At 66.2% G+C, this 24,057-nt stretch carries 23 protein-coding genes; 12 read left to right on the top strand and 11 right to left on the bottom strand.

Features of this window, described 5'->3' with window-relative positions; genetic code table 11:
* Positions 1 to 155: 155 nt before the first annotated feature.
* A complete protein-coding gene (locus ABIE24_RS16630; RefSeq protein ID WP_354501745.1) occupies positions 156 to 521 on the top strand; it encodes a hypothetical protein in 366 nt (121 codons plus the stop codon).
* A 6-nt stretch (positions 522 to 527) separates the two neighbouring features.
* Here ABIE24_RS16630 and ABIE24_RS16625 read toward each other — a convergent pair whose 3' ends face one another.
* The 5 genes from ABIE24_RS16625 to ABIE24_RS16605 are packed head-to-tail and all read right to left on the bottom strand — an operon-like array spanning position 528 to position 6,136.
* Complete coding sequence (locus ABIE24_RS16625; RefSeq protein ID WP_354501742.1) at positions 528 to 1,913, bottom strand: FAD-dependent oxidoreductase; 1,386 nt, start codon at positions 1,911 to 1,913, stop codon at positions 528 to 530.
* A gap of 16 nt (positions 1,914 to 1,929) precedes the next feature.
* Positions 1,930 to 2,631: an isochorismatase family protein gene (locus tag ABIE24_RS16620; protein WP_354501739.1), complete on the bottom strand. Its 702-nt coding sequence runs from the start codon at positions 2,629 to 2,631 to the stop codon at positions 1,930 to 1,932.
* The gene (locus tag ABIE24_RS16615; protein ID WP_354501736.1) at positions 2,628 to 4,049 is read right to left on the bottom strand and encodes a dihydroorotase; all 1,422 of its coding nucleotides are present in this window, start codon (positions 4,047 to 4,049) and stop codon (positions 2,628 to 2,630) included. Before ABIE24_RS16615 ends, ABIE24_RS16620 begins: the two co-directional genes overlap by 4 nt.
* 3 nt (positions 4,050 to 4,052) lie before the next feature.
* On the bottom strand, positions 4,053 to 4,829 hold the full coding sequence (locus ABIE24_RS16610; protein ID WP_354501733.1) for a GntR family transcriptional regulator: 777 nt from the start codon (positions 4,827 to 4,829) through the stop codon (positions 4,053 to 4,055).
* Positions 4,826 to 6,136 (bottom strand): MFS transporter, encoded by a 1,311-nt coding sequence (locus ABIE24_RS16605; RefSeq protein ID WP_354501731.1) that lies wholly within the window; start codon positions 6,134 to 6,136, stop codon positions 4,826 to 4,828. Before ABIE24_RS16605 ends, ABIE24_RS16610 begins: the two co-directional genes overlap by 4 nt.
* A 204-nt stretch (positions 6,137 to 6,340) precedes the next feature.
* Between ABIE24_RS16605 and ABIE24_RS16600 the strand changes: the two genes are divergently transcribed.
* Together ABIE24_RS16600 and ABIE24_RS16595 are read left to right on the top strand one after the other, a co-directional pair.
* A complete protein-coding gene (locus tag ABIE24_RS16600; RefSeq protein WP_354501728.1) occupies positions 6,341 to 6,790 on the top strand; it encodes a VanZ family protein in 450 nt (149 codons plus the stop codon).
* A 39-nt stretch (positions 6,791 to 6,829) separates the two neighbouring features.
* A complete protein-coding gene (locus ABIE24_RS16595) occupies positions 6,830 to 7,600 on the top strand; it encodes an HAD-IIB family hydrolase (RefSeq protein WP_354501725.1) in 771 nt (256 codons plus the stop codon).
* A 191-nt stretch (positions 7,601 to 7,791) separates the two neighbouring features.
* Here ABIE24_RS16595 and ABIE24_RS16590 read toward each other — a convergent pair whose 3' ends face one another.
* On the bottom strand, positions 7,792 to 8,967 hold the full coding sequence (locus tag ABIE24_RS16590) for an ROK family transcriptional regulator (RefSeq protein ID WP_354501723.1): 1,176 nt from the start codon (positions 8,965 to 8,967) through the stop codon (positions 7,792 to 7,794).
* A gap of 151 nt (positions 8,968 to 9,118) precedes the next feature.
* Here ABIE24_RS16590 and ABIE24_RS16585 point away from each other — a divergent pair, with 151 nt between their 5' ends.
* The 8 genes from ABIE24_RS16585 (at position 9,119) to ABIE24_RS16550 (ending at position 16,377) form a co-directional block, all read left to right on the top strand.
* The gene (locus ABIE24_RS16585) at positions 9,119 to 10,138 is read left to right on the top strand and encodes a substrate-binding domain-containing protein (RefSeq protein WP_354501721.1); all 1,020 of its coding nucleotides are present in this window, start codon (positions 9,119 to 9,121) and stop codon (positions 10,136 to 10,138) included.
* A gap of 123 nt (positions 10,139 to 10,261) precedes the next feature.
* Positions 10,262 to 11,248 (top strand): ABC transporter permease, encoded by a 987-nt coding sequence (locus ABIE24_RS16580; RefSeq protein ID WP_354501718.1) that lies wholly within the window; start codon positions 10,262 to 10,264, stop codon positions 11,246 to 11,248.
* Positions 11,245 to 11,997, top strand: a complete 753-nt coding sequence (locus tag ABIE24_RS16575; RefSeq protein WP_354501715.1) for an ATP-binding cassette domain-containing protein — start codon at positions 11,245 to 11,247, stop codon at positions 11,995 to 11,997. The genes ABIE24_RS16580 and ABIE24_RS16575 overlap by 4 nt, the downstream gene beginning before the upstream one ends.
* Positions 11,998 to 12,927, top strand: a complete 930-nt coding sequence (locus tag ABIE24_RS16570; protein ID WP_354501712.1) for a sugar phosphate isomerase/epimerase family protein — start codon at positions 11,998 to 12,000, stop codon at positions 12,925 to 12,927. It begins immediately after the preceding gene.
* 9 nt (positions 12,928 to 12,936) lie between these two features.
* Entirely contained in the window at positions 12,937 to 13,809 is an 873-nt protein-coding gene (locus ABIE24_RS16565) for a sugar phosphate isomerase/epimerase family protein (protein ID WP_354501709.1), read from the top strand.
* Positions 13,796 to 14,476, top strand: coding sequence for a nucleoside/nucleotide kinase family protein (locus ABIE24_RS16560; protein WP_354501706.1), 681 nt, complete (start codon positions 13,796 to 13,798; stop codon positions 14,474 to 14,476). The genes ABIE24_RS16565 and ABIE24_RS16560 overlap by 14 nt, the downstream gene beginning before the upstream one ends.
* A 208-nt stretch (positions 14,477 to 14,684) precedes the next feature.
* On the top strand, positions 14,685 to 15,110 hold the full coding sequence (locus tag ABIE24_RS16555) for a YciI family protein (RefSeq protein WP_354501703.1): 426 nt from the start codon (positions 14,685 to 14,687) through the stop codon (positions 15,108 to 15,110).
* Between the two features lie 19 nt (positions 15,111 to 15,129).
* On the top strand, positions 15,130 to 16,377 hold the full coding sequence (locus tag ABIE24_RS16550) for an RNA polymerase sigma factor (protein WP_354501701.1): 1,248 nt from the start codon (positions 15,130 to 15,132) through the stop codon (positions 16,375 to 16,377).
* A 101-nt stretch (positions 16,378 to 16,478) separates the two neighbouring features.
* On the opposite strand, the gene ABIE24_RS16545 is transcribed toward ABIE24_RS16550, so the two are convergent.
* From ABIE24_RS16545 to ABIE24_RS16530, 4 genes are all read right to left on the bottom strand, one after another.
* Positions 16,479 to 18,239: a cell wall-binding repeat-containing protein gene (locus tag ABIE24_RS16545; protein ID WP_354501698.1), complete on the bottom strand. Its 1,761-nt coding sequence runs from the start codon at positions 18,237 to 18,239 to the stop codon at positions 16,479 to 16,481.
* Between the two features lie 108 nt (positions 18,240 to 18,347).
* Positions 18,348 to 20,204: a DUF4012 domain-containing protein gene (locus ABIE24_RS16540; protein WP_354501695.1), complete on the bottom strand. Its 1,857-nt coding sequence runs from the start codon at positions 20,202 to 20,204 to the stop codon at positions 18,348 to 18,350.
* A gap of 54 nt (positions 20,205 to 20,258) precedes the next feature.
* On the bottom strand, positions 20,259 to 20,966 hold the full coding sequence (locus ABIE24_RS16535; protein ID WP_354501692.1) for a spermidine synthase: 708 nt from the start codon (positions 20,964 to 20,966) through the stop codon (positions 20,259 to 20,261).
* A gap of 271 nt (positions 20,967 to 21,237) precedes the next feature.
* Positions 21,238 to 22,203, bottom strand: coding sequence for an LCP family protein (locus ABIE24_RS16530; RefSeq protein WP_354501689.1), 966 nt, complete (start codon positions 22,201 to 22,203; stop codon positions 21,238 to 21,240).
* Positions 22,204 to 22,485: 282 nt separating this feature from the next.
* Here ABIE24_RS16530 and ABIE24_RS16525 point away from each other — a divergent pair, with 282 nt between their 5' ends.
* On the top strand, positions 22,486 to 23,196 hold the full coding sequence (locus ABIE24_RS16525) for a DUF4386 domain-containing protein (RefSeq protein WP_354501686.1): 711 nt from the start codon (positions 22,486 to 22,488) through the stop codon (positions 23,194 to 23,196).
* Here the strand turns inward: ABIE24_RS16525 and ABIE24_RS16520 are convergent.
* Entirely contained in the window at positions 23,193 to 23,873 is a 681-nt protein-coding gene (locus ABIE24_RS16520) for an SDR family NAD(P)-dependent oxidoreductase (protein ID WP_354501683.1), read from the bottom strand. The two genes, ABIE24_RS16525 and ABIE24_RS16520, sit on opposite strands and share 4 nt — an antisense overlap.
* Between the last annotated feature and the right edge of the window lie 184 nt (positions 23,874 to 24,057).

Genomic DNA, 24,057 nt, shown 5'->3' with positions numbered 1-24,057 from the left:
TCGCGAAGCCTTGGATCGAGCTTGTCGAGATCTCCTTCAAGCGAGCGGAGGGGCAACGTCGCGAAGCCGTGGATCGAGTTTGTCGAGATCTCCTTCAAGCAAGCGGAGAGGGCAGGAGCCGGGCGGCAAAAGCCCGGAGATGAAACAATGGCACTGTGACCGACTCCCATCCCGAACTCGACGGCTATGAGCCCAGCGACGGCAGACCACTCGCCTCGCAGCGCATCCTGCGCCCCGCGCGGATCCTCATCGTGCTCGGGATCCTCGGCCTCGTGCTTCCCGGCATCCTCGTCACCGCGTCGACGGCGACCAACACAGCCGACCGCAGTTGCAGCATCGTCGTCGCCCGGGACGCTCCGTTCGCCATGGGATTCGACGCCCGGTTCGAGTTCACCGGCCCTGAGGGCCCGGCCTGGTACTGCTACGCGCTGGTCCGTGACGAAGACGATGTTCTCGTCGGCTCGCTGGGCCTGATCCCGGGCGCCCCGCCCGCCCCGGATCCCGCGTACATCAACGCCTGATCGGCGTCACACTCCCTGGAGCGAACCGACGTGGCGGCCGGCCGCGTAACCCAACCCGATGGCCGTGGACAGCCCGTTTCCTGACGCGTAGCCGTCCGCACCGGTCCGCCCGGAGATCCCCGCGGCAACACCGCCTCCCGCATAGAGGCCGGGAATCGGCGTCCCGTCCGGAGTGAGAACACGGGCGTGCGCGTCGATGGCGACTCCGCCCTGGGTGTGGAACATGGCCGGGTGGGTTTCGCAGACGAAGTAGGGCGCCTCGAGCGCACCCTGACCGAAGTCCGTGCGCCCGAACGGGTCGCGGCCGATGCCTGAGGCTGCATCCCGGGCGGCGTCGAGCGTCTCCGCGAGGGTCTGCTCGTCGCATCCGATCGTCGCGGCGAGCGCCGCAACATCCGACGCCTCCTGCACGCACCCCAGGTTGATGATCTTCACAAACCTCGGCTCGTTCCGGGCCACGTAGTCGTAGATCCGCTGATCCATGATCGTGAAACTGCGCGGGGTCTCGCGTGCGATGACCTCGGCGAAGGCGGAATACCCGACCGACTCGTCGCCCAGGCGGTCCCCGTCCGGGCCGACGATGATCGCCCCGAGTTCGACGGTCGTCCACGACAGGATGTCACCCGCGTCGGTCGCGACGGACGCGTACGCCTGGTAGGCCCCCACGTTCGCCAGCGCCGCGCCGATCCGTTCGGCCCACTCGATGCCCTCACCGGTCGACCCGGCGGCGCCGTGATAGACCGTGCCGACCATCTCGGGGATCCACCGTTCGAGCATGGCGCGATTGGCGCCGAAACCGTTCGATGCCAGGAGCACGGCCCCGGCGTCAATGTCCTGACGCTGTCCGTTCGGCAGCTCAGCGGTGACCCCGGTCACGGCGCCGTCGGTCTGGAGCAGACCAACGACGGGAGTCCGGGTGAGGATGCTCACACCGACGCGTTCACAGGCGCGCTGCAGGTCTGCCGTGAGGTTGGCGCCATTGCGGTCCGCCGGGGCGTGCAGTCGCGGCACGGAGTGCCCGACGTGCTTGTAGTCGGTGATCAGGTAGAGCCCGATCTCGTGGCGGTCGACGAGCCACTCCACGATCTCCGCCGACGATTCGGCCATCAGCCGCACGAGGTCTTCCGCTTCGTGCGGCCCGCTGGTCTGCAACAGGTCGGCGACCATCTTCTCCGGGCTGTCGTCGATTCCGGCCTCGCGCTGGAATCGCGTGTTCGCTCCCGGGACGGAGCCGGTGCTCAGCGTGCTGTTCCCCCCGGGGGTGTCGAGCTTCTCGAGCACGAGAACCGACTTGCCGGCGTCGCTGGCTGCCAGCGCGGCCACCATTCCGCACGCACCGGCACCGACGACGACGAGGTCGTAGCGCTCGTTGAAGGGTGAGTTCGCGGTCACGTCTGTTCCTTTCCGGCTAGCGCTGTTCGATCGTGGCGAGGTCGGCGAGGATCTCGTCGGTTGAGGCGACATCCGCGTACTTCTGCGCCATGTCGAAGAGGTTCACCTTGTGGACCGTCTCGGTGCGGTCGTACACGGCGTCATGCGGCACGAGGACCCTGAAGTTGTAGGAGAAGCCGTCGACGACGGTGCCGCGGACGCATCCGCTCGTCGTCGCTCCGGTGACAACAAGGGTGTCGATCTGCCGCTCGATCAGAAAGCTGAGGAGCGGTGTCCCGAAGAACGCGCTCGGGTGCCGCTTGGGCAGGAGGATCTCGCCCTCGACGGGCGCGATGATGTCGACGAACCGGTACCCCTCCTCGGCGATGTTCATGATCCCGGGCACCTTCGCCCCGAGTCGTCCCTGGTCGGATGCCTGCTTGGGTGCGACATGCGGGTAGAGAACCGGCCAGCCGTTCTTCCGGAACACCGGAAGAAGCTTCGCGACGTTGGCGAGGGCATCCCACCCGGTGTCGCCGCAGCTCGTCGTGAACTCTTCTTCGACCGACTGGAAGAACGGCTTCGGTTCCATGCCCACCGTTCGATACTGGGCGTCGATCACGAGCAGGGCGGGCCGTGAACCGATGCCGACCGGCTGGCCGAATCCGGCTGCTTCATACCGGCGTTCGTCGTCGTCGGTGATCACTCCAGCCCAGGGCTGCGTCGTCGTTACGGTCATTTGCTTGCTCCGATGTGTCGGGTTTTCGTGTCGAGGTCGTCGAGCGCCTGGCGCCCGCTGTGCCTGCGGGCGATGTACTCGCCGGTGTTCGCGGTGAGCTCGCCGTCACGAACGGTGAAGCGGCCCTGCACGATCGTGTGATCGATGCTGACGTCTGAGGTCCAGCCTTCCCACACGCTGTACTGCGCGCCGGATCGCTGGGTCTCCGCCGCGATCGGGAACGGTGTCGAGGGGTCGATGACGACGAGGTCGGCGTCATATCCCACCGTCAGTTCGCCCTTGCGGTCGCCCATGCCGAACAGCTGCGCCGGCCGGGTAGCAGTCATGCTGACGACCGTCTCCAGCGGGATGCCACGGCGCAGCGCCGCAGAGAGGAAGAGCGGGAACATCGTGCCGGTTCCCGGGAAACCTGCCGAGGCACTCCAGATGTCTTTGTCCTTGGCGCTGAAGTGGCGGGGAACATGGTCGGAGCCGAGCACGTCGACCTGGCCCTGCGCGATGGCATCCCACAACGCCTCGTTCGCGTCCGGGGTGCGCAGCGGCGGGTTGACCTTGCCGCGGGATCCGATGTCGGACTCGATGTTGAGGGTCAGGTAGTGCGGGCAGGTCTCCACGAACAGGTTCGGGTAGTGCGTCTTCTGCCGCTGGATCGCTTTGAGGGACTCCGGGCTGGTCACGTGCACGGCATACGCGGATGCTCCGGTGACGCTGGCGAGGTATCCGACGCGCCCCTCTGCCTCCGCCTCGACGTACGGCGGGCGGATCGCGTTCCACCCGGCCAGGCCGGCATCGGGCTTCTGCTCGGTCCTCTCGCGCAGGCGCCAGACGAGTTCGATGTTCTCGGCGTGCTGCGCGATCATGCCGCCGGCCTGTGCCGCCGCTTCGAGGGCGTCGAACAGGAACGCGTCATCGTTGCCGGGCAGGCCGAGGTAGGCGCCCTCGTTTCCGCGGAAGTTCGTGAACACCTTGTAGCTCGACACCCCCAGATCCTGCGCGTACGACGGGATGTTCGTGACCTGGTCGGGTGTGACGACACAGAAGTGGAACCCGAAGTCGGTGTGCGAGTTCGCCTCCATCACGGAACGCGCGCCGGGGAACACGTTCTCGTACGGCTCCGGGCTCATCAGGTAGGCGATCATCGTGGTGACCCCGCCGGCGGCCGCCGAGGCGGTCTCCTTCTCGGCGTCATCGACGGTCTTCGGTGCCGAGATGTCCTGCCCGAGGTGCACGTGCGCGTCGATGACGCCGGGGAAGATCCATCGCCCGGAGGCGTCGACGATCTCGTCGGCGTCCATCGGCGCGTCGGGAGAACCGATCGCGGCGATCTTTCCGGCGCGAACGTAGATGTCGGCATCCGTCAGTCCGATCCCGGGCAGCATGGCCTTGCCTCCGCGGAGGCACAGTTCAAAGTTCGACAAGATTCATACCTCTGTCTTCAGCACGTGCTTGGAGCCGTGCACGGTCGGTCCGTAGCCCTGGGGGATCTCGAGCGGGTCGAGTCCGAGCACGGCCAGGGTGTTCTGCATGGAGATTTCGAGGTGGTCCTCGAGCAGCGCTGTCGCTGCGGCGGTGTCGCGCCGGGAGACGGCCGCGAGTACTTCCTGGTGCTCACCGATCGAGTGCTGGCGCCGCACCTGCGATCGTTCGGTGTGGGTGAGCGCGAGGAACAGCCGGTGGTTCACCTCGAGGGATGCCGCGGCGATGGCCGAGTTGCCCGAGAGGCTCACTAGCCGCTGGTGAAAGTCCAGCTCGGCCACGTACGGTCCGGGGGCGGGGATCCCGCCCCCGGACACTGCCTCGGCTGACGCTGAGCTTTCGGCCAGCAGGATGCGGAGCGCCTCCAGGTCGTCGTCGCTCGCCCGTTCGATCACCAGCCGCACCGCGTAGAGCTCGAGTGCGATTCTCATCTCGTAGGTCTCGATGATCTCGTGCGGCTCGTATTTGCGAACGAACGCTCCCCGGTGGCTTTCCAGCTGGAGCAGCCCTTCTCCGGCCAGCTTCTGGATCGCTTCACGAAGTGGGCCGCGGCTGACCCCGAGCTGGTCGGCGATGGTCACCTCGTTGAGGCGCTCCCCCGGGGCGAGCGTTCCGTTGAGGACCATCTCGCGGAGGATCGTCTCGGTCTGGCGGGACACCGTCGCTCCGCGCCGGATGAGGCTGGGCGAACCGGCGGGACTGACGTACTGTGAGGCGTTCATTTCACCGAACTTAGTGCGATTCCCCTGGTCTCCTTTAGGCGCAAGGCCGGTACAAGAGTGATCAACGCCGTGGCGATGAGGAAGAACGCCGGGGCGAGCGTGCTGCCGGTGGCGTCGACGAGCCAGGTGCAGATGTACGGCGCGGTGCCGCCGGCGAGAGCCGCTCCGACGCTGAACCCGAACGCGATCCCGGTATAGCGGATCTCGGTGGGGAACATTTCTGCGTAGGTGGAGAGTGCCACGCCCATCAGGGCCGAGTCGACCAGGCCGAGCATGATGTGTGCGAAGACAGCGATCGCGCCGCCCTGTTCGAAGAGCAGGAACGCCGGGACGGCGAGGACGATCGCGGCGATGCTCGCACCGACGAAGAGGGGCTTGCGACCGATCCGGTCCGAGAGAGCTCCGAACATCGGCATGGCGATGACGGAGACCAGGAGTGTCAGCGTGGTGGACATGTAGGTGAAGTTGGAGTCGAACTTGAGCACCGTCAGCATGTGGATGTTCACGTAGACGTAGGCGACGTAGTAGGCGGAGAAGAGCAGGATCGACAGGGCGACGACCTTGAGGAGAGCCCCGGGGTGCTTGGCGAACATGATCCGCACGGGCGCCTGCTTGACCTTGGCGATGGTCGCCTTGGCAGCCTGGAACTCTTCAGATTCTTCGAGTCCGTTCCGGATCCAGAGGCCGAAGAGACCGATCGGAATCGCGATGAGGAACGGGATCCGCCAGCCCCACTCGGCCATCGCCTCGCTGCCGAGGATCAGGTTCAGGAGGCCCACGGTGAGCGATGCCAGGAGTGATCCGGCAAGGGCGCCCATCTGGGTGGTGGAGGTGAGCAGTCCGCGCTTCGCGTTCGGAGACTTCTCGGCGACGAAGGATGCCGCCCCGCCGAGTTCGCCGCCGGCCGCGAGGCCCTGGAGGGAACGGGCCAGTACAAGCAGGATGGTGGCGCCGACACCGATTGCGGCGTAGGTGGGAAGGATACCGATCAGGCCGCTCGCGATGGCCATCAGGATGATCGTCGCGGCGAGGGCGTTCTTGCGGCCGAAGCGGTCACCGAAGTGGCCGAAGAGGAGCGCACCGACGGGCCGCAGCACAAACGCGACCGCGAAGGTCGCCAGCGTCGCGAGCAGGGCGGTGATCGGGTCACCGCTCGCAAAGAAGTGCGTGGAGAGGATGACGGCGACGTAGCCATAGACGGCGAAGTCGAAGTATTCGACGACCGAGCCGACGGCTCCGGCGATGATCACCCGGGGGGAGATCTTCTCGATGGAGTCCGCTACGCGGACACTCGGGTTTGCGCTCATGGGGTTTCCTTCTTCTTTGAAGTGGGGGTGGACCCAGTGAACGGCAATTTTTCCAAACTGTCAACAGTTTGCAGCAAACACTTAAAGAATTCCTCAGGTTAGGTGTCCTCCGGCGTGAGGGCTCGTCACCAGTGAAGCCTCCACCTACACTGTGATTTCACGGTCATCGCGGATCATTCGTCTTCCAGATGCATCGGAGTCCGCATGACGATCACCACCCGGCTTCGTCGGTTCACGGCCACGGCCGCGATTCTCTACGCCGTCGTGCTGGTGCTGATTGCGTTCTGGCCGACCCCGGTCGACAGGCCGGCTGCCGGGTCCCTCAACCGTCTCATCGCATGGTTCGCACGCCATGGACTCGACTGGATCACCTACTCCCGGATCGAATCCGGCGCCAATGTGCTGCTCTTCATTCCCGCCGGGCTTCTTCTCGTGGTGCTGCTCGGGGCGCCATGGTGGTGGCTGAGCATTCTCGGCGGTATGGCGGCATCCGTGGCCATCGAGCTGGGGCAGTACGCCTTTCTCGACGGCCGGTTCGCGACGATCGACGACGTTTACGCGAACACACTGGGTACGGCTATCGGCACGCTGGTCGGACTGGTCGCCCTGCTGGTAGCGGGCCGCGTCGATCGGGTCCGTCGGCGTTCTCGCTGACCGAACAGCGGTAGCTCACGAGTAGGCGAGAATAGAGGCATGCCTGAAACCCGCCTGGTCGCGTTCGACCTCGATGACACGCTTGCTCCCTCGAAGTCGCCGATGGATCCGCGGATGTCGCAACTCCTCGCCGATCTCCTCAACGTCGTTCCGGTCTGCATCATCTCCGGTGGCCAGTTCGCCCAGTTCAAAATGCAGGCGATCGACAACCTGCCCGAGTCTGGGTCGACGCACCTCGAACGACTCCACCTCATGCCCACCTGTGGCACCCAGTACTTCCGTTTCGAGAACGAGACGTGGGAGCAGATCTACGCCGAGAACCTCACCGACGACGAGAAGTCCCGAGCACTCGCCGCCGTCGAGACCCGCGCCAAAGAGCTCGGTTTCTGGGAGTCGGACACCTGGGGCCCGATCCTCGAGGACCGCGGCTCGCAGATCACCTTCTCGGCCCTCGGCCAGGCGGCTCCGGTTCCGGCGAAGCAGGCCTGGGACCCGACCGGCGAGAAGAAGAACACCCTCCGTGAGGCCGTGGCCGCTGACATCCCGGACCTCGAAGTCCGCTCCGGCGGCTCCACCTCGGTCGACATCACCCGCAAGGGCATCGACAAGGCCTACGGCATGAAGAAGCTGGCCGAACTCACCGGCATCCCGCTCGACGACATGCTCTTCGTCGGCGACCGTCTCGACGAGAACGGCAACGACTACCCGGTGAAGGCGCTCGGTGTGCGCTGCGAAGCCGTTGAGGACTGGGAAGACACCGCCCGGTTCATCGAAGCCCTGATTCCGCAGCTCGCCCCAGCCGCCGTCTGATCTACGGGGCGGATGCCACGGTCTCCGAAGCGCGTCGGAGTTTATCTGTCGCGAATGCCGGGTTTGCGCGACGGAACCCGACATTCGGGCCGGATGAAGGGGCATCCGTCGCGCCATCAACGTTCAGTTGACGCAAACGCAGGTTTACAGCGCCGAAAACCAGCACGAGCGCCAGATCAAGCGGCACGCAGTCAGACGGATGCCCCCGCGGGCGTCAGCAGGCGGTCGATTGTCGCCGCATGAAAGATCTGGTCGGCGGTGATGAGGGCAAGCCCAGCGACCCCGGCCAGCTCTCCGAGAACGGATGTCGTGATCGTCAGGTTTCGCGTGGCGAGCGGAAGCGCCCGCTGGTACACCCGTTCGCGCACGCCGGCGAGCAGCACCTCATCGCACTCGGCGAGCAGCCCGGAAACGACGATGGTGCCCGGGTTGAGGATGCTCACCAGCTCGGCCACGGCTTCGCCGAGAACCCGGCCCGCCTGGCGAACTACCCGCACCGCAGAGATGTTCCCCTGTTTGACGAGGTCCACGACGTCGGCCACGCTCGAGACGTCGAGTCCCTCAGCGTCGAGGTCGCGGACGAGGGCCCAGCCTCCTGCGTACGCTTCGACGCAGCCGAGGTTGCCGCACCGGCACTGCAGAGCGGCGACGTCGGTGGGGAGGGCGGCGCGGGTGTGACCGATGTCGCCAGCGGCGCCTTCATTGCCGCGGATGATCTGGCCGTTGAAGACCAGTCCGGACCCGATGCCGGTGCCCACCTTCAGGCTGATGAGGTTGTCGCTGTGGTGCTGCCGCGACTCGACCACTGCCCGGGCGTTTGCATCGTTCTCGACGATGACCGCGACGCCATACCGTGACGAGAACCAGCCGGCGATGTCGAAGCGGTCCCACCCGGTCATGATCGGCGGGTTGACCACCCGGCCGGCGGCGAACTCCACGGGCCCGGGAACACCGATGCCGATTCCCCAGATGTCCTCATCGCCGCGCAATTCTTCGAACGCCGCGTGCACTTCGGCGAGCACCGGCCCAGGGCCTTCCCAGACGTTGATGACCCGTTTGGTGTGGCGGAGCGCCGTTCCGCTCAGGTCGCACACGGCGACGGTGAATCCGGATGCCCCGATGTCCGCGGTGAGGAAGATGGCGCGTTCCGCGTTGAGCGCGAACCGGCTCGACGGGCGCCCACCCGTGGACTCGCCGCCGCGCAGGGGCATGATCAGCCCGCCGGCGAGGAGGGAGGTCAGTCGTTGGTTCACCGTCGACCGCGACAACCCGGAGATTTCCATCACTTCGGTGCGGCTGAGCTCTCCGTGCGTACGGAAGAGATCCAGCACGTCGCTGATATGCGATCCGCTTTCAAGAAGTGACACAGGAGCTCCGTTGCGCTGCCGTTAGGGGACGGGACAAGTTGAATATACCAAAGACTAAAACATTCCCGACTTTTGTGTTGCACAAACACTAAAGGTCCAGTAGTTTTTGAATACCGGCACGCAGTGGTGCCCCAATCCCTCAAGGACGAAGATGTTCAGTACAACAGCACCGTGGGCGAAAAGCCTCCGCGTCGTCATCCCCGTCGGGGTTCTCGCACTTGCCCTCACCGGGTGTGCGGGTGGCGACAGCGGATCCGAATCCGGCGCCCCTTCCTCCGAAAAGATCGCGGCCGTCATCAAGGGCCTCGACAACCCGTTCTTCCAGGCGATGGAAGACGGCATCAAGGATGCCGACCCCGAAGCAACCATCCAGGCCGCCGCCGACATCGGCGACACCACCGGCCAGGCCGACAAGCTCACCGCACTCGCCGGGCAGGACTTCGGCTGCTACATCGTCAACCCGATCAGCGGCACCAACCTCATCCAGTCCCTGACCCAGGTGTCCTCAGCAGGCAAGCCGATCATCAACATCGACAGCCCGATTGACGCGGATGCCGCCGAGACGGCCAACATCGACATCGCCACCTACATCGGCACCGACAACGAGGCCGCGGGCGGCAAAGCCGGCGACTTCGTGGCCGAGCAGGTCGACCCCGACTCCGAGGTAGCGATCATCGGCGGCATCGCCGGCGACGTCACCAGCGCAGCCCGCGTCGACGGGTTCAAAGCAGCCGTTGACGGCAAACTGACCGTGATCCAGGAAAGCGCTGCCGACTGGAAGCGTGAAGTCGCCCTGACCGCGGCCACCGACATCCTCGCCGCCAACCCGAACGTCAAGGCATTCTTCGCCGCGAACGACGACATGGGCCTCGGCATCGTGAAGGCCATCGAGAACGCCGGCCGCGCCGGCGAGATCGTCGTTGTCAGCGTCGACGGCAACGAGGACGCGCTCGAATCAGTGGAGGCGGGCGGACTCACTGCCACCGTCGCCCAGTACCCGTACGCGATCGGACAGCTCGGTGTGCAGGCCTGTGAGGTCGTATTCGCCGGCGACGACCTGCCCGAAACGGTCGAGTCGCCGACCGCACTCGTGACCCAGGACGTGGCCGCCGACGCCATCGAAGCCTTCCCGCAGCCGTTCGAAGAGTTCGAGAACCCGCTCGAGCAGTAACACCCCGAGCGCCCGGCGGACTGGGTGGTGTGCCTGTTTTCCCGACCGGCACACCGCCCCGTCCCCCCGCCAGCGAACCCACAACGCTAACCACATGCGAACCACTGAAGAACTGTGAGCATCATGACTAAAACCGAGGCAGAACGGCCCACGACGACGAAAACCTCGTCGCTGCTGGCCGAGGCCCGCCAGATCAGCTTCTGGGCCGAGAACGCCGCACCGATCGGGCTCATCGGCCTGGTGATCGTGTTCTCGATCCTGAGCCCAAGCTTTCTCACCCTGGGCAACATCCGGGCAATGCTCGTCGCCGCGGCGATTCTCATCGTCCTGGCCGTCGCTCAGGCCTTCGTCATCACGACAGGCGGCATCGACCTGTCGATCTCCGCGACCATGACCCTTGGCGCGATCGGCTTCGGCCTGGCCTGGCAGGCCGGGTACGGCTTTGTCCTCTCGGCGATCATCGCGATCCTGGCCGCGAGCCTGATCGGTCTGATCAACGGGTTACTCATCGCCAAAGGCAAGGTCACCGACTTCATCGCCACGCTGGGGACCCTGTCGGTCGCGACCGGTCTCTCCCTGATCATCTCGAACGGCAAGCCCATCCCGGTCAGCTCCCCCGAACTGCTTGTGCTCACCTCGGGTTCGGTCGGCATCATCGGTTACCCGGTCATCCTCGCCGCCATCATCGGCGTCGTCGCCTGGTTCGTCATGTTCCGCACCCGCTTCGGCCTCCACGTGCAGGCCGTTGGCGGCAACGAAGAGAGCGCCATCGCGAACGGCATCAGCGCCACCCGCGTACGCATGGCCGTGTACCTCATCGCCGCCGCCCTCGCCGGCATCGCCGCCCTGCTCCTCGTCGCTCGCGTCGGCGCCGCCGAGCCGGCGATCAACACCCAGTTCCTCCTGAACTCCATTGCCGCCGTCGTTCTCGGTGGCGTCAGCCTCACCGGCGGTAAGGCGAAGATCGTCGGGCCGATCATCGGTGCGCTTCTGCTCACCGCCCTCACCAACGGGCTCACCCTGCTCGGTGTGTCGCAGTTCTACCAGCCGCTCGCCGTCGGACTCGTTGTTGTCCTGGCCGCCCTACTCACGAGGTTCCAGAAGAAATGACCACTCCAGATTTCGTTCTCACAGCAGACAACATCACCAAATCGTTCGGCGGGGTCCACGCCCTCAAGGGAGCATCTATCGGGATGCGACGCGGCGAGATCACCGCGCTCATCGGCGACAACGGGGCGGGCAAGTCCACCCTCGTCCGCTGCCTGTCCGGCATCCACCGTCCTGACACCGGAACCATCACCCTCGATGGTGAAGACGTCACGTTCGAGACGCCGAACCTCGCGCGCCAGCACGGCATCGAGACCGTGCACCAAAACCTCGCCCTCGTCGAAGAGCTCGCCGTCTGGCAGAACTTCTTCCTCGGCCGGGAACTCACCAAGGGCGCGGGGCCGTTCAAAACCCTCGACCGCAAGCAGATGAAGGCCACCGCGCACGACCTGCTCAACAACCTGTCGGTCAACGCGCCCGCGGTGACCAGCAAGGTACGTCGCCTCTCGGGCGGTCAGCGCCAGGCGGTCGCCATCGCCCGGGCCGCCGGCTGGGGCAGCAAGATCGTCATCATGGACGAGCCGACTGCCGCCCTGGGCGTGCAGGAGACCGCCCGCGTCGAGAACGTGATCAACACGCTGCGTGACTCTGGCGTGGCCGTGCTGCTGATCAGCCACAACTTCGAACAGGTGATGCGGCTCTCCGACCACATCTGGGTGATGCGCGCCGGGCTTGCCGTGGCCGAACGCCGGTCGTCGGAGACCAGCGGCGACGAACTCGTGGCCCTCATCACCGGTGCCAAGGCGGCCTGAGTGAGCAGGCCCGAACAACAGGCGCCCGTGAACCCGGTCGGCATCCACGCGGGTGTCTGGGTCGGCGACTGGTCGCCCGCGTCGGCGGAGTACGCCATCCGTGAGAGCGCACAGGCCGGCTTCGACCTGATCGAGATCCCCGTGCGCGACCCCCGCACGACGGACCTGCCTCTCACCCGCCGACTGCTCGCCGAGCACGGACTCGATGCGGTCGTGTCGCTCGCGCTGGGCGCGGACTTCGACATCAACACCGAGGATGCGACGGTCTCCGCCCGCGGGGAACAGCTGCTCGAGGATGCCGTGACGTTCGCCCGCGAGATCGGTGCGACCTACATCGGCGGGGTTCTCTACTCCAAGATGGCCAAGTACAGCTCCCCGGCGACCACGGCGAGCCGCGACAACTCGCTGGCCGTGCTGCGCCGGGTGGCCGCGCAGGCCGACGATCACGGCATCCGGCTCGGAATGGAGTACGTGAACCGGTATGAGAGCAACCTGCTGAACACCGCTGTCCAGACCGTCGACTTCATCCGTGAGCTCGGCGCCGACAATGTGCTGCTGCACATCGACACCTTTCACGCCAACCTCGAGGAGGCCGACCAGGCCAGCGCCGTGCGCGATGCGGGCGACCTGCTCGGCTACATCCACGCGGCCGAGAACCACCGGGGCTACCTCGGTTCGGGGAGCATCGACTGGTCGAACCTGTTCCGCCAGCTGGTGCTCAGCGGCTACACCGGGCCGATCACGTTCGAGTCGTTCTCGAGCGATGTCGTCACCCAGGAGACCGCCGACGACATCGGGTTGTGGCGCAACCTCTGGAATGACCCCGCCGACCTCGCCCGCAGTGCCAACCTCTTTCTCCGCTCCAACCTCGACGTCGCGTTCCGCGCGCACGCCGGGGCATCCGCTCGACCACTCGTCTCTACCCCCTAAGGAATTCTCATGGCTATCAACAAACTCGGCGTGCACGCCCTCGTCTTCTCTGGCGGAACCACCCCGGACGAGGTCGAATACACCGTCGGTGAAGCGAAGAAGGCCGGCTACGACATTCTGGAAATGTCGCTGCACGACGCCGTCAACCTCGACGTTGCCTCGGCGAAGGCCGCCCTCGACGCCGCCGGCCTGGACATCGTCTGCTCGCGCGGGCTCGCGTTCGACGCCGATGTGTCGAGCAGCGACCCGGCCACCGTCGCCCGTGGCGCGAAGCTGCTACAGGACTCCCTGCAGATCACCGCCGACCTCGGCGGAACCCACTTCACCGGCGCGCTCTACAGCGCACTCGGCAAGTACGGCCAGCCGCTGAGCTCGGCCGGGCGGGCCAACGTCGTGTCCGTGCTGCAGGACCTCGCCCAAGAGGCTCAGACCAAGGGCATGACCCTGGGGCTCGAGGTCTGCAACCGGTACGAGACCAACGTGATCAACACCGCCAGCCAGGCGCTCACCCTCGCCGACGACATCGGCGAGGACAACGTGCTGATCCACCTCGACAGCTACCACATGAACATCGAGGAAGACGACTTCGTGCGGCCGATCCTGCTCGCTGGCGACCGTCTCGGTTACATCCACGTCGGCGAGAACCACCGCGGCTACCTTGGCAGCGGCCACCTCGACTTCACCTCGTTCTTCCACGCCCTGGCCCAGATCGGGTACGCAGGTGCGATCACCTTCGAGTCGTTTTCCTCAGCCGTCGTGTCGCCGACCCTCTCGAATGACCTGGCGATCTGGCGCAACCTGTGGAACGACGGCCCGGCCCTCGCCCGGCACGCCCACGCCTACATGAGCAACATGCTCGAAGCGAACCGTGGCGACCTCTAAGCCAGACGACGCGGGCGCCCTCACCCGCCGGGCGCTCGGCTTGATCGGGTCGGAACGCCGGGTGCTGCTCGGCATCACCGGAAGCCCCGGCGCCGGCAAGACCACCCTCGCCCGTCAGCTCGTCGACCGCGTCAACGAGCTGACGGGCGCGGATGCCGCTGCGCCGGTCGCCGTGTACCTTCCGATGGACGGGTACCACCTCGCCAATGCGACCCTTGATCGGCTCGGCATCCACGACCGCAAGGGCGCGATCGACACCTTCGACGGTTGGGGATTCGTCTCCCTGCTCCGCCGGGTGCTCGACGAAACCGACCATGAGGTGTACGCCCCGAGCTTCGATCGCCGCGTGGACGAGGGGATCGCCGCCGAGATCGCGGTGCCGGCATCCGCTCGCCTCGTCGTCGTCGAGGGCAACTACCTGCTGATCGACCAGGAGCCGTGGTCGCAGATCGCGCCGCTGCTGGCAGAGTCATGGTTCTGTGAGACGTCGGAGGCGGAGCGGCTGCGGCGGCTCGTCGACCGGCACGAACGGCACGGCCGCTCGACCGAGGCCGCCGAGGCCTGGGCGCGCACGGTGGACGGCACGAACGCCTTGATGATCGAACCGTCGCGGGAGCGCGCGACGCTCGTCATCTCGGGAGTGGACACCACCATCGTGTCGGCCTGACGCGTCACCGATGGGTTCATCCGTCCCGGATGCCGGGTTTCTGCGACAGAAACCGACATTCGGGACGGACGAACCGGCATCCGAAACGCCTCCCTTGGCTCCGACGATCTTTTCCGAGTATTTTCGAAGCAATGTCGATCCGGCGCACTCCTGTTCGACGCGTTAGTAGAGGGACGCAGCGGGCGGCCCCGCAACCAAGGAGATTCTCATGAAGTTCATGCTGATCATGCGTTCGACGGATGCCGCGAAGAAGGACTACGAGAAGGCCGACTTCGAGCAGATCATCAACGCGATGGGCGCATACAACGAGTCGTTGATCAAGGCAGGCGTACTGCTCTCGGGCGACGGCCTCGCCGACGACCTCAGCGACGCCTTCGTCGTCGACTTCAACGCCGACACCCCGATCGTCACCGACGGCCCCTACGGGGAAACCCACGAACTGTTCAGCGGCTTCTGGATCCTCGAGGTCGGCAGCAAGGAAGAGGCGATCGAATGGGCGACCCGGTGCCCGCTCGGCCCGGGCTCGAAGCTTGAAGTCCGCCGCGTCACCGACATGAGCGACTTCGCGGACTACGCCGACAACGAGTACCTCAAGAAAGAAGCCGGCTGGCGCGAAGAGCTCGGCACCCCGTAAGCGGGAGCGAGGTATCCCCGTGACCGGGACTGACGGCATCCGTCGCACCGTCGATGCCGTCTGGCGGATCGAGGGCGCACGAATCGTCGCGACGCTCGCGAAGGTGACCGGCGACGTCGGCCTCGCCGAAGACCTCGCCCAGGAAGCCGTCGTCGATGCGCTCAAACAGTGGCCCGAGTCGGGCGTTCCGCACAATGCGGGCGCCTGGCTCACCGCTGTGGCGAAACGCAAGGCGATCGACGGCTGGCGACGGCGGGAGCGGCTCGATGAGCGCTACCGCGCGATCGCGCACGACCTCGAGCAGACGATCGACGAGGAGTGGCAGCCGATCGACGACGACGTGCTTCGGCTCGTGTTCACCGCCTGCCACCCGGTGCTGTCGCGTGAGGCACAGGTGGCGCTCACCCTGCGGGTCGTCGCCGGTCTCACCACCGACGAGATCGCGCGGCTGCTGCTCGTGCCGGTTGCGACGGTGCAGCAGCGGATCGTCCGCGCGAAGAAGACCCTCTCGGCGGCGAAGGTGCCGTTCGAAGCACCCGAGCCGACCGAGTGGCCGGCCCGGCTCAGCGCCGTGCTCGGCGTGGTCTACCTGCTCTTCACCGAGGGGTACGCGGCCACGAGCGGCGACCGGTGGATCCGCCACGAACTCGCCTCCGAAGCGCTGCGGCTCGGCCGGGTGCTCGCCGGCCTGCTCCCCCGCGAACCCGAGGTGCACGGCCTGGTCGCGCTGATGGAGTTCCAGGCGTCACGGTTCGCGGCCCGCACCGCCCGTGACGGCAGCGCCATCCTGCTCGGCGACCAGGACCGGTCGCGCTGGGACCGCACACAAATCGGGCGCGGCCAGGCGGCGCTGCAACGAGCGGATGCCCTCGGTCGCGGACGAGGAAGCTACAGCCTGCAGGCGGCGATCGCCGAGTGCCACGCTGTCGCGCCGAGCGTCGACGACACCGACTGGGAACGGATCGTGCTGCTCTACGAGGCGCTCGGCCGCATCGCCCCGAGCCCGGTGATCGACCTCAACCGGGCGGTCGCGGTGTCGATGGCGACCGGCCCGGCGACCGCGCTGCGCATCGTCGACCGGCTGGTTGCCGATGGCGCCCTGCGCGGCTCGCACCTGCTGCCGAGCGTGCGCGGCGAGCTGCTCGCCCAGCTCGGCCGCACCGACGAGGCCCGGGCCGAGCTGCTCACCGCCGCGAACCTCACTGCGAACGAGCGTGAGAGCGCGGTGCTGCGGGCGAAGGCCGCGGGGCTGTCAGGACCCGGTTAGCGCGGTTGGCCCTTCGACGCGATTCGAGATTGCAGTAGCGGCCCGAAAACCTCGCGTTTTCGAGCCACTACTGCAGAATCGATCGGCCCCTGCGTCGGGCGTCACCGAAGCGAGTCGCAGGCGATCCCGTCGTTGTCACCGTCCAGCTGGGCGACGTCGCCATAGTGGGGGTAGTACTTGTCGTACCAATCCTGGGCCGCTCTCCAGGAGCTGAAGTCACCGCAGTTGACGACATTGCCGGGGTTGGCAGGCGGAGCAGGCGGTGCAGGGGGCGTCGGTGGCGGCGGCGGCACGCACACCGTCAGGTTGCCGACGGCATCGCTGAGGGCGGCGGTGCTCCCGAGCAGCACACGCTGGGTGGTTCCCAGTGCCTGCAGGTCGGTCGGCACGTACGAGGGAACGCAGTCGCTGGGAACGACATACAGCGGTGCGCCGTCTCGCGCCGCCAGCGCAGCGCCCGCGAGGGCATCCGCGAACCCGGATCCGGTCGCGAAGTACACGGTGGGGGCGGTCGCGAACGACGCGCGGTTGATGGCGCTTGAGGTCGCAAACCGGTCGCCGCCGGCGAGCCGCGTGACCGAGGTCACCCCCGGGGTTGCGGCGAGGGAGCTCGCTACTCCGGCACTGACAACACCGACGTCGCCAGCGACCTTGGCCGACGAGATTCCCAACGACGAGATCAGAGCCTGCGTGGCCTGGTCGACCGAGGCCGCCGTCCCGTGAACGAGAATCAGCGGACCGCCGACGCTGCCCGCGGCGGCTGAAGCGCTCAGCGCATCCGGAAAGTTGCTGCCGGTGGCGAAGAACGCCTCGCTCACCGTGCCGGCCTCGAAAGCGTTCTGGGTGAGAATCCGGGATGTCTCGTACCGGTCGGAACCCGCATCCCTGCGGATGCTCGGTGCCAGTTCGCTGAGCTGCTGGTACACGGCATCCGACACCGCGGTCGAGCCGCCCGCGACGACGATCGTGGCTGGTGCAAGCCGTTGGATCTCACGTTTGACGGTCTCGAGCAGCCGGTCGGGTAGCGTCAGCAGCAGGGGCCCTTCCTGGGCGGCTGCAGCAGTCGCCGCGCTGAGGGCGTCGGGAAAGTTCTGGCCGGAGGCGATGTAGACGACGTTGCCGTCTGGAGCGTACTCCTGGGCGATCCGTACCGCTGTGGCGTACCGGTCGCTCCCGGCCAGCCGTTTGACGGTTTCTGATCCCCCTGCGACACCCTTCGCCGGAACGACAACGGCGGTTGCCGCACATGCACCGGAGAGGATGCTGCCAAGTGCGCTGCGCTCGGCGGTGTCGACGGTCAGGTTCCACCGATACTTCACCAGCACCCAGTCGGTGGCGTATCGACAGTGGGTGTCAGCGAGGGGCGGCAGCCACGACGACGGGTCCCTGTCGCTCTTGGACTGGTTCACGTTGTCGGTGACCGCTTCGAGCGCGACGTCGAGCCCGAGGTCGTTGGCGAACGCGCGGCGCACATCCGGGGTCCACGCGCCCGCGCCCGACTGCCAGGCTTCGCTCAGGGGAACGAAGTGGTCGATGTCCACGTCGGCCGGGTTGGTCCAGGTGGACCCGTCGTACCAGGAGTACCACTGACCGCTCGTGACGCTGCAGGAGGCGCCCGGCGTCACGGGAATCTGTGACTCCTGGATGAGCACCTCGCGCCGGGTGTCGCATCCGTCGCCGTCTTCGTCGATCCAGTGGACGAATTTCGCCCGGTCGTACCCGGTGGTCACCGCCGGTGCTGTGACGAGTTGGTTCAGCAGCGAACCGATGGTCGCATCAGCAGCAGCTGCTGGAGCCGCGGGGGCCGTGATCGCCGAAAACGCAAGGACCGGAAGGAGCAGAAAGGCAAGGGCGATGCGCATGGGAACCAATCGAAGGGGGCGGCTCCCCCGACTCTATTGATCCGCAGTGATTCACCAGCGGTGCCGTGGACCCCAGTTATGGGCAGCCATCGGCCCCCGTTGGGGGCATCAGCCGACGACGGTGGCGCAGTCCAGTTCTTCCTTCGCGACGGTCGTCGGGTTCACCATCGGCGTGGTCTGCACCTCGACCTCGGTAGCACCGTGGGTACCTGAGACCACGTCGTAGCTCAGCGACACCGTCTCGCCCGGGCTCACTTCGACGATGGCTTTTCCGACGGGGTAGTCGGTGTCGTGCAGCGCCTCGACGGCAACGGGGGCGCCGCCGACGGTCGCGCCGGAGATCTGCGAGCCCGGAGGCGCGTACATCAGCACGATCATCCGCTGCACGGCCGGGTCAAGTTTCTCGCGGATATAGCCGCCCGTGATCGAGGCCGGGAGGTCCTTCACCTGCGACGGAGCAATCGTGTTGGTGAGGTCCACGCTCACCCGATGCGTCTGCCGCCCATCGGTGCCGCACGAGGCGGATGCCACGCGAACCGACTGCTTGAGGTAGAAGTTGAGTTTCGACCCGACGTGGTCGTGGAAGTACACGCCGAACCGATCGGTGGTCTCGTCACTCACCGGCAGTTCGCCGTTCAGGCCGATCGTCTCGAGCTGGGACTGCACGTCTTCGTGCGCACTCCAGAAGAGGATCCGCCGCTCGTCCCAGCCCTGTGACAGCGCGCCGACGAGCGCGGCCGGGTCGAAGCGGCCCGCGCTCAGCTCCCCGAACGTCACGTCGACGGCGTTCGCGTAGACGAGGTCCTGGGCGAGGTTGTCGCGACGGTTGTTGCCGGAGTCGTACTTGAGGTAGACCTCGTTCAGGAGCAGCGGGACAAGGTTGTCGCTCGTCAGGGTGTCTCCGGTGGCCAGCGGGAGAGGCCCCGTCGCCCGCAGCACGTAGCTCAGGGCGCGAGGGTCGATCGACAGGATGCCGTCGAGCTCGGTTCCGTATTCCCGCCGCCAGAACTCCTGCACGGTCTCGGCGGCCGAGACGAAACTGGGCCGCATGGTCACGTTGGCGATGTAGGTGCCGTAGGCGTCATTCGGGAAGATCGACTCCACACCGTCGGGCACAGGCACGACGGACTCCGCGTACAGGGTGAAGTTCTCCCAACCCGCGGGAATCACCTCGGTGATGTCGATGCGCCCTTGGTCGACGTAGACGAGAGCGAACGACAGCGCTGTGCCACCGAGCGCCCGGGATTCCGCGTTGTTCTGAAACATCACGGCGTACGTGCGAGGCCCGTCCGAACCCAGTGCGGGCGCGACGAGCGGAACGATGTCGTTGAGAGCCGACACCGGGGCCACAGCGTCTTCGATGGCCTTCGTGAGTTTCGCCTTACCGGCAGCCACCTCGTCCATGCTGTTGGCCGTGTCGATCTTCTTGACGTCAGCCAGGGCGGCCTTCAGCGCCGACTCGGCTTTCGCCACGTTCGGAACCGCACTCACCAGGGGCTCGAGGTTGATGGCCCCATCCACGGGAGCGAACGACGACGGGCTGATCGAACTGGCCACTTCGATGAGCGGCGCGACACCGTCAGAGACCACTGTGTCTGCGACGTCGACGAGGTGCCGAACCGCGGTGAAGTTCACCCCGACGAACGGAACGCCTTCACCGACCGCCCAGAGCGACCCCTGAACTCGTTCGACAGCGGAGTCGACCTTGCTCGACATTCTCGCGTGGGTCTTCGTCGCCGCGTCGATGTCTCCATCGAGGGCCTGCTTCTTCAGAGTCGACGCGAGCGGCACGACGGACTGCAGGCTGCCCTGCACCGCAGTCACCTCCCCTGCCAGCAGGCTCACGCCGATGGCGATCGGGACGCCGATCACCAGCAGGATGCCGAGCGCCCACAGCCAGCGACGCCCGGTGGGCCGCCGTCGGGACTCTCTACGAGCTGAGGAATGCTCGGTTTCGTCAGGCACTGCATCATTCAACCAGAAGACGCTAGGCCGAACTAGGCGAATCGCAAGTCCGCGTTACCCCAAAACGGTGGATGCCACGTACACCGTGTTCGCCGATGTTCCGCCGGTCAGCGGGTTGGCGAACGACACCACGTGCGCCTCGACGGTGCCGAACACCTCACCGAGCACGGCCGAGTACGCCTCGTCGGGCGGATCATCCGACCAGAGCGCGAACGCGCCCCCGGGCGCCAGGTGCGCGGCTGCCTGCCGGATGCCCTCGACGGTGTAGAAGCCGGCGGAGTTCTCGTTGAGCAGGTGCCGGGGCGAGTGATCGATATCGACGAGGATCGCATCGAAGATCGAATCGGATGCCGGCGGGCGGCGCATGAGCGCGAAGAAGTCATCGTGGACGAGGCGGGTGCGGGCATCCGTCACGATCGGAGTCGACACCGGCAGCAGCTCGCGCTGGTGCCAGTCGATGACGGCGTCGAGCGCGTCGACGACGGTCATCGCGGCGACCCGCTCGTGGGTGAGGACGGCCTCGGCGGTGTAGCCGAGCCCGAGCCCACCGACGACGACATTGAGCGCGTTCCCGTCGACGGCGGCAAGCCCGAGGTGGGCGAGTTCGATTTCGGCGACCGGGAACAGGCTCGACATGAGGAATTCGTCGCCGAGCTTCACCTCGTAGATGTCGACGTCGAGGGCGGGGTCGTGTCGGCGGCGCAGGCTGACCTCGCCGAGCGGCGTCTCCTGCCAAGCCAGCTCTTCGAAGCGCAGACTCATCGGCTGCCGACTGGTGGGGTGAAAGTGCGCATCCCCCATGGTCGCACGTGCCCCACCGCTCCGCCCTCCACCGCTCGCTGGAGGTCGCTTTGCGACCGAAGCGCGTCCTCCGTTCGCTGGAGGTCGCTTGCGACCGAAGCGCGTCGGCAAGAACCCGACCCTTCCGGTCAGCCCGAACTCCCTAACTCGGCCACCCCACCGTTCGCTGGAGGTCGCTTGCGACCGAAGCGCGTCGGCAAGAACCTCATCCTTCCGGTCAGCCCGAACGCCCCTAGCTCGGATTGAAGCTCGTCAGCGAATCATCGCGGAAGTGCTGCTGCAGAACGACAAGCTGCTCCCAGTCGATGTAGACCACCGACTGCTTGCCTTCCCGCCCGATGCCGACGGTCGGCATGGTGAAGAACGTGACATCCTCCATGCGGATGTCACGGAGTTCGAACGCGAGACCCGCCGCATACGCCGAGGTGAACCCGGAATCCAGCGTAAGGAACGGGGTGATCGACGCGACGAGGTTGTTGATGGTGACCGGGTTGGTGAGCGTCTCCGCGCTCAGCGTCTTGTTCAGCGCGCTCTTGAGAAAGAGTTGCTGGTTCTTGACGCGCTGGTAGTCGCTGTCCGTGTGCTCCTTCGGCTCGCGCACGAATCCGAGCGCTTCGTTTCCGTTCAGCTCGATCGGACCGGTGGTGTAGGTGTGCCCGCCCTCTTTGGCTGTGAAGGCGACCGGATTGTCGACGCGAACGCCGCCGAGGGCATCCGTCAGTCCGGCGAATCCTGCGAAATCGACGACGGCTACCCGGTCGATGCGCGAGCTGATGAGACTCTCGACGACCTGCACGACCAGCGGAACCCCTCCCAGCGACAGAGCGGCATTGAGTTTCGCCGTGCCGTGACCGGGGATCTCAACCCAGCTGTCCCGCATGATCGACATGACATGCACATTCTTACGGTTCGCCGCGATGTGGACGACCATCATCGTGTCGGAGCGATCACCGATGACCTCGTCGATGTTGTCTGAAATTGTGCCGCGGGTATCGGAGCCCATCAGCAGGATGTTCTGCGACGCCGGGACGGTGACCGCCGGCCGGGCTTCCTCCTCAGGAAAGACCTCAGCCACGTCGAACTTCTTGGTGCTGTCGAACGTGTACGACAGGTTGGAGGCGTACATGCCGCCCGCCACGATCGCGACGATGATCGCCACAACCAGCGGGATGCCGATCACAAGAAGTGCAGTGCGCACCGGGTGCCGTGTAGCGGGCGGAGGTGACGCGGCGTGTGTCACAGAGTGCTCCATTCCGACGAGCGAAGGCCCCGGCGAACCGGTCCCCTCGACCATCAGCCACTAATGGATGTGAGAATTCATCACTTAATTCTGGCCAGAGCCTAACCCGCGAGCAATCGCGTGAATGCCCCCTAAAGGGGGCGCAGACGGATGCCAAACGCAGCCCCTAGCGCGAATAGCCACCTGATCCGATGATGTTCGGAACGGAATCCACCGCACTAAACCGCGAAAGGACATCGCATGACCACGACCAGACGACTCGTGCTCGCATCAGGCGTCTTCTACCTGCTGACATTCGCCTTCTCGATCCCCGCGTTCTTCCTCTACGAGCCGGTGCTCACCGACCCCGGCTACATCGTGAGCGATGGGGGCGACGACACGCGGATCATTCTCGGCGCCATGTTCGAGATGTTCACGGCGCTCGCGGGAATCGGGACCGCGGTGGCGGTGTACCCGATCATCAGGCGGCACAATCAAGCCGCGTCACTCGGCTTCGTCACGACCCGGAGTTACGAAGCCGCCGTGATGATCATCGGCGTCATCGCGCTCGTCTCGATCGTGAACCTGCGCCAGGCCGGAACCGCCGAGGGAACCGACGACACGGCGATGGTCGCCGTCGGCCAGGCCCTGGTGGTCGTTCGCGACCAGACGGCGATCTTTGGGCCCGGCTTCGTGCCCGCCCTCAACGCGCTGCTGTTCGGTTCGGTGCTCTACCGGTCGCGGCTGGTGCCGCGCATCATTCCGGCCCTGGGGCTCATTGGGGCGCCCCTTCTTCTCGCGTCGGTGCTCGCACGGATGCTCGGCGTTCACGACCAGTCGATCTTCGCCGCCATCGCGCTCGCGCCGATCTTCTTCTGGGAGCTGTCGATCGGCCTGTGGATGACGTTCAAGGGCTTCAACCGGTCGGCGCTGGCGACGCTTGGCCTCGATGAGCGCGAGAAGGTCGCCTAAAAGTTCATCACGCCACGCACCCGATGCCCGACCGCGATGGACTCGCCCGAGATCGCGCCGGCGAGAGGGGACGCGAGAAACGCCATCAGGTCGGCGATCTGCTCGGGGGTCGACTCGCCGCCTTTCGCCATCGCGACGTCACCGTGCGGATGATCCGAGACCATGCCCGGGCTGACCGTGTTCACGGTCACGCCGCTGCCGGCCGCGGCGTCGGCGAGGTTCTTCGCCGCAATGATCAACGCAGCGTTACGGATCGACCCCGTGACGTTCCCGGTCAGAAAGGCGTTCTGGCCACTGATCCCGATGAGTCGGCCGTAGCCCGCCTCTGTCATGACCGGAAGCACCGCGTTGGCGACGCGTAGAAAGGTCAGTGCTTTCGCGTCGAACGCCTCCCGGACCTGCTCCGGATCTGAGTTGCGCGCAGGGTCAAGGGTGTGTGCGGCGGGCGCCGCGGTCACGATGACCGCATCGAGACGCCCGTGCTGGTCCAGCACCTGAGAGACGCCGGCCCGAACGGACTCGTCGTCGCGCCCGTCCATCACGAGGTCACTGGCGGGTCTTCGTGAGGCGCTGACGACGAGAGCCCCCTCCTGCCGAAGCCGCGCCACGATCGCCGACCCGATGAACCCGGTGCCGCCCAGAACAAGAGCGACCCGGCCGTTCAGCTGCAAATCCATGGCCCAACGATACAGCGCCGGCGTCTTCGCTTATCGAGGAGGCCGCTTGCGGCACCCCCTTTTCGCTGATCGAGTAGGCCGCTTGCGGCCGTATCGAGCGGTGGGGGCGCTTTGCGCCGTTGTGGTGTGACGGAAACTCTCTTGTGGCTGGGTTCTGATGGGTTGGATGATGAGCCTGTCGCGG

Origin of the sequence: Mycetocola sp. 2940 (genome assembly GCF_040548835.1) — a bacterium.
Taxonomy (GTDB): Bacteria; Actinomycetota; Actinomycetes; order Actinomycetales; family Microbacteriaceae; genus Mycetocola_A.
This window is presented reverse-complemented; position numbering and strand designations above follow the sequence as displayed.

Excerpts from the sequence above, each read along its gene's own strand:
- ABIE24_RS16525 (WP_354501686.1), top strand. The coding sequence starts at position 22,486 with ATGACCACGACCAGACGACTCGTGCTCGCATCAGGCGTCTTCTACCTG.
- ABIE24_RS16555 (WP_354501703.1), top strand. The coding sequence starts at position 14,685 with ATGAAGTTCATGCTGATCATGCGTTCGACGGATGCCGCGAAGAAGGAC.
- ABIE24_RS16620 (WP_354501739.1), bottom strand. The coding sequence starts at position 2,631 with ATGACCGTAACGACGACGCAGCCCTGGGCTGGAGTGATCACCGACGAC.
- ABIE24_RS16575 (WP_354501715.1), top strand. The coding sequence starts at position 11,245 with ATGACCACTCCAGATTTCGTTCTCACAGCAGACAACATCACCAAATCG.
- ABIE24_RS16605 (WP_354501731.1), bottom strand. The coding sequence starts at position 6,136 with ATGAGCGCAAACCCGAGTGTCCGCGTAGCGGACTCCATCGAGAAGATC.
- ABIE24_RS16520 (WP_354501683.1), bottom strand. The coding sequence starts at position 23,873 with ATGGATTTGCAGCTGAACGGCCGGGTCGCTCTTGTTCTGGGCGGCACC.
- ABIE24_RS16545 (WP_354501698.1), bottom strand. The coding sequence starts at position 18,239 with ATGCGCATCGCCCTTGCCTTTCTGCTCCTTCCGGTCCTTGCGTTTTCG.
- ABIE24_RS16610 (WP_354501733.1), bottom strand. The coding sequence starts at position 4,829 with ATGAACGCCTCACAGTACGTCAGTCCCGCCGGTTCGCCCAGCCTCATC.
- ABIE24_RS16595 (WP_354501725.1), top strand. The coding sequence starts at position 6,830 with ATGCCTGAAACCCGCCTGGTCGCGTTCGACCTCGATGACACGCTTGCT.
- ABIE24_RS16600 (WP_354501728.1), top strand. The coding sequence starts at position 6,341 with ATGACGATCACCACCCGGCTTCGTCGGTTCACGGCCACGGCCGCGATT.
- ABIE24_RS16585 (WP_354501721.1), top strand. The coding sequence starts at position 9,119 with ATGTTCAGTACAACAGCACCGTGGGCGAAAAGCCTCCGCGTCGTCATC.
- ABIE24_RS16565 (WP_354501709.1), top strand. The coding sequence starts at position 12,937 with ATGGCTATCAACAAACTCGGCGTGCACGCCCTCGTCTTCTCTGGCGGA.
- ABIE24_RS16580 (WP_354501718.1), top strand. The coding sequence starts at position 10,262 with ATGACTAAAACCGAGGCAGAACGGCCCACGACGACGAAAACCTCGTCG.
- ABIE24_RS16535 (WP_354501692.1), bottom strand. The coding sequence starts at position 20,966 with ATGAGTCTGCGCTTCGAAGAGCTGGCTTGGCAGGAGACGCCGCTCGGC.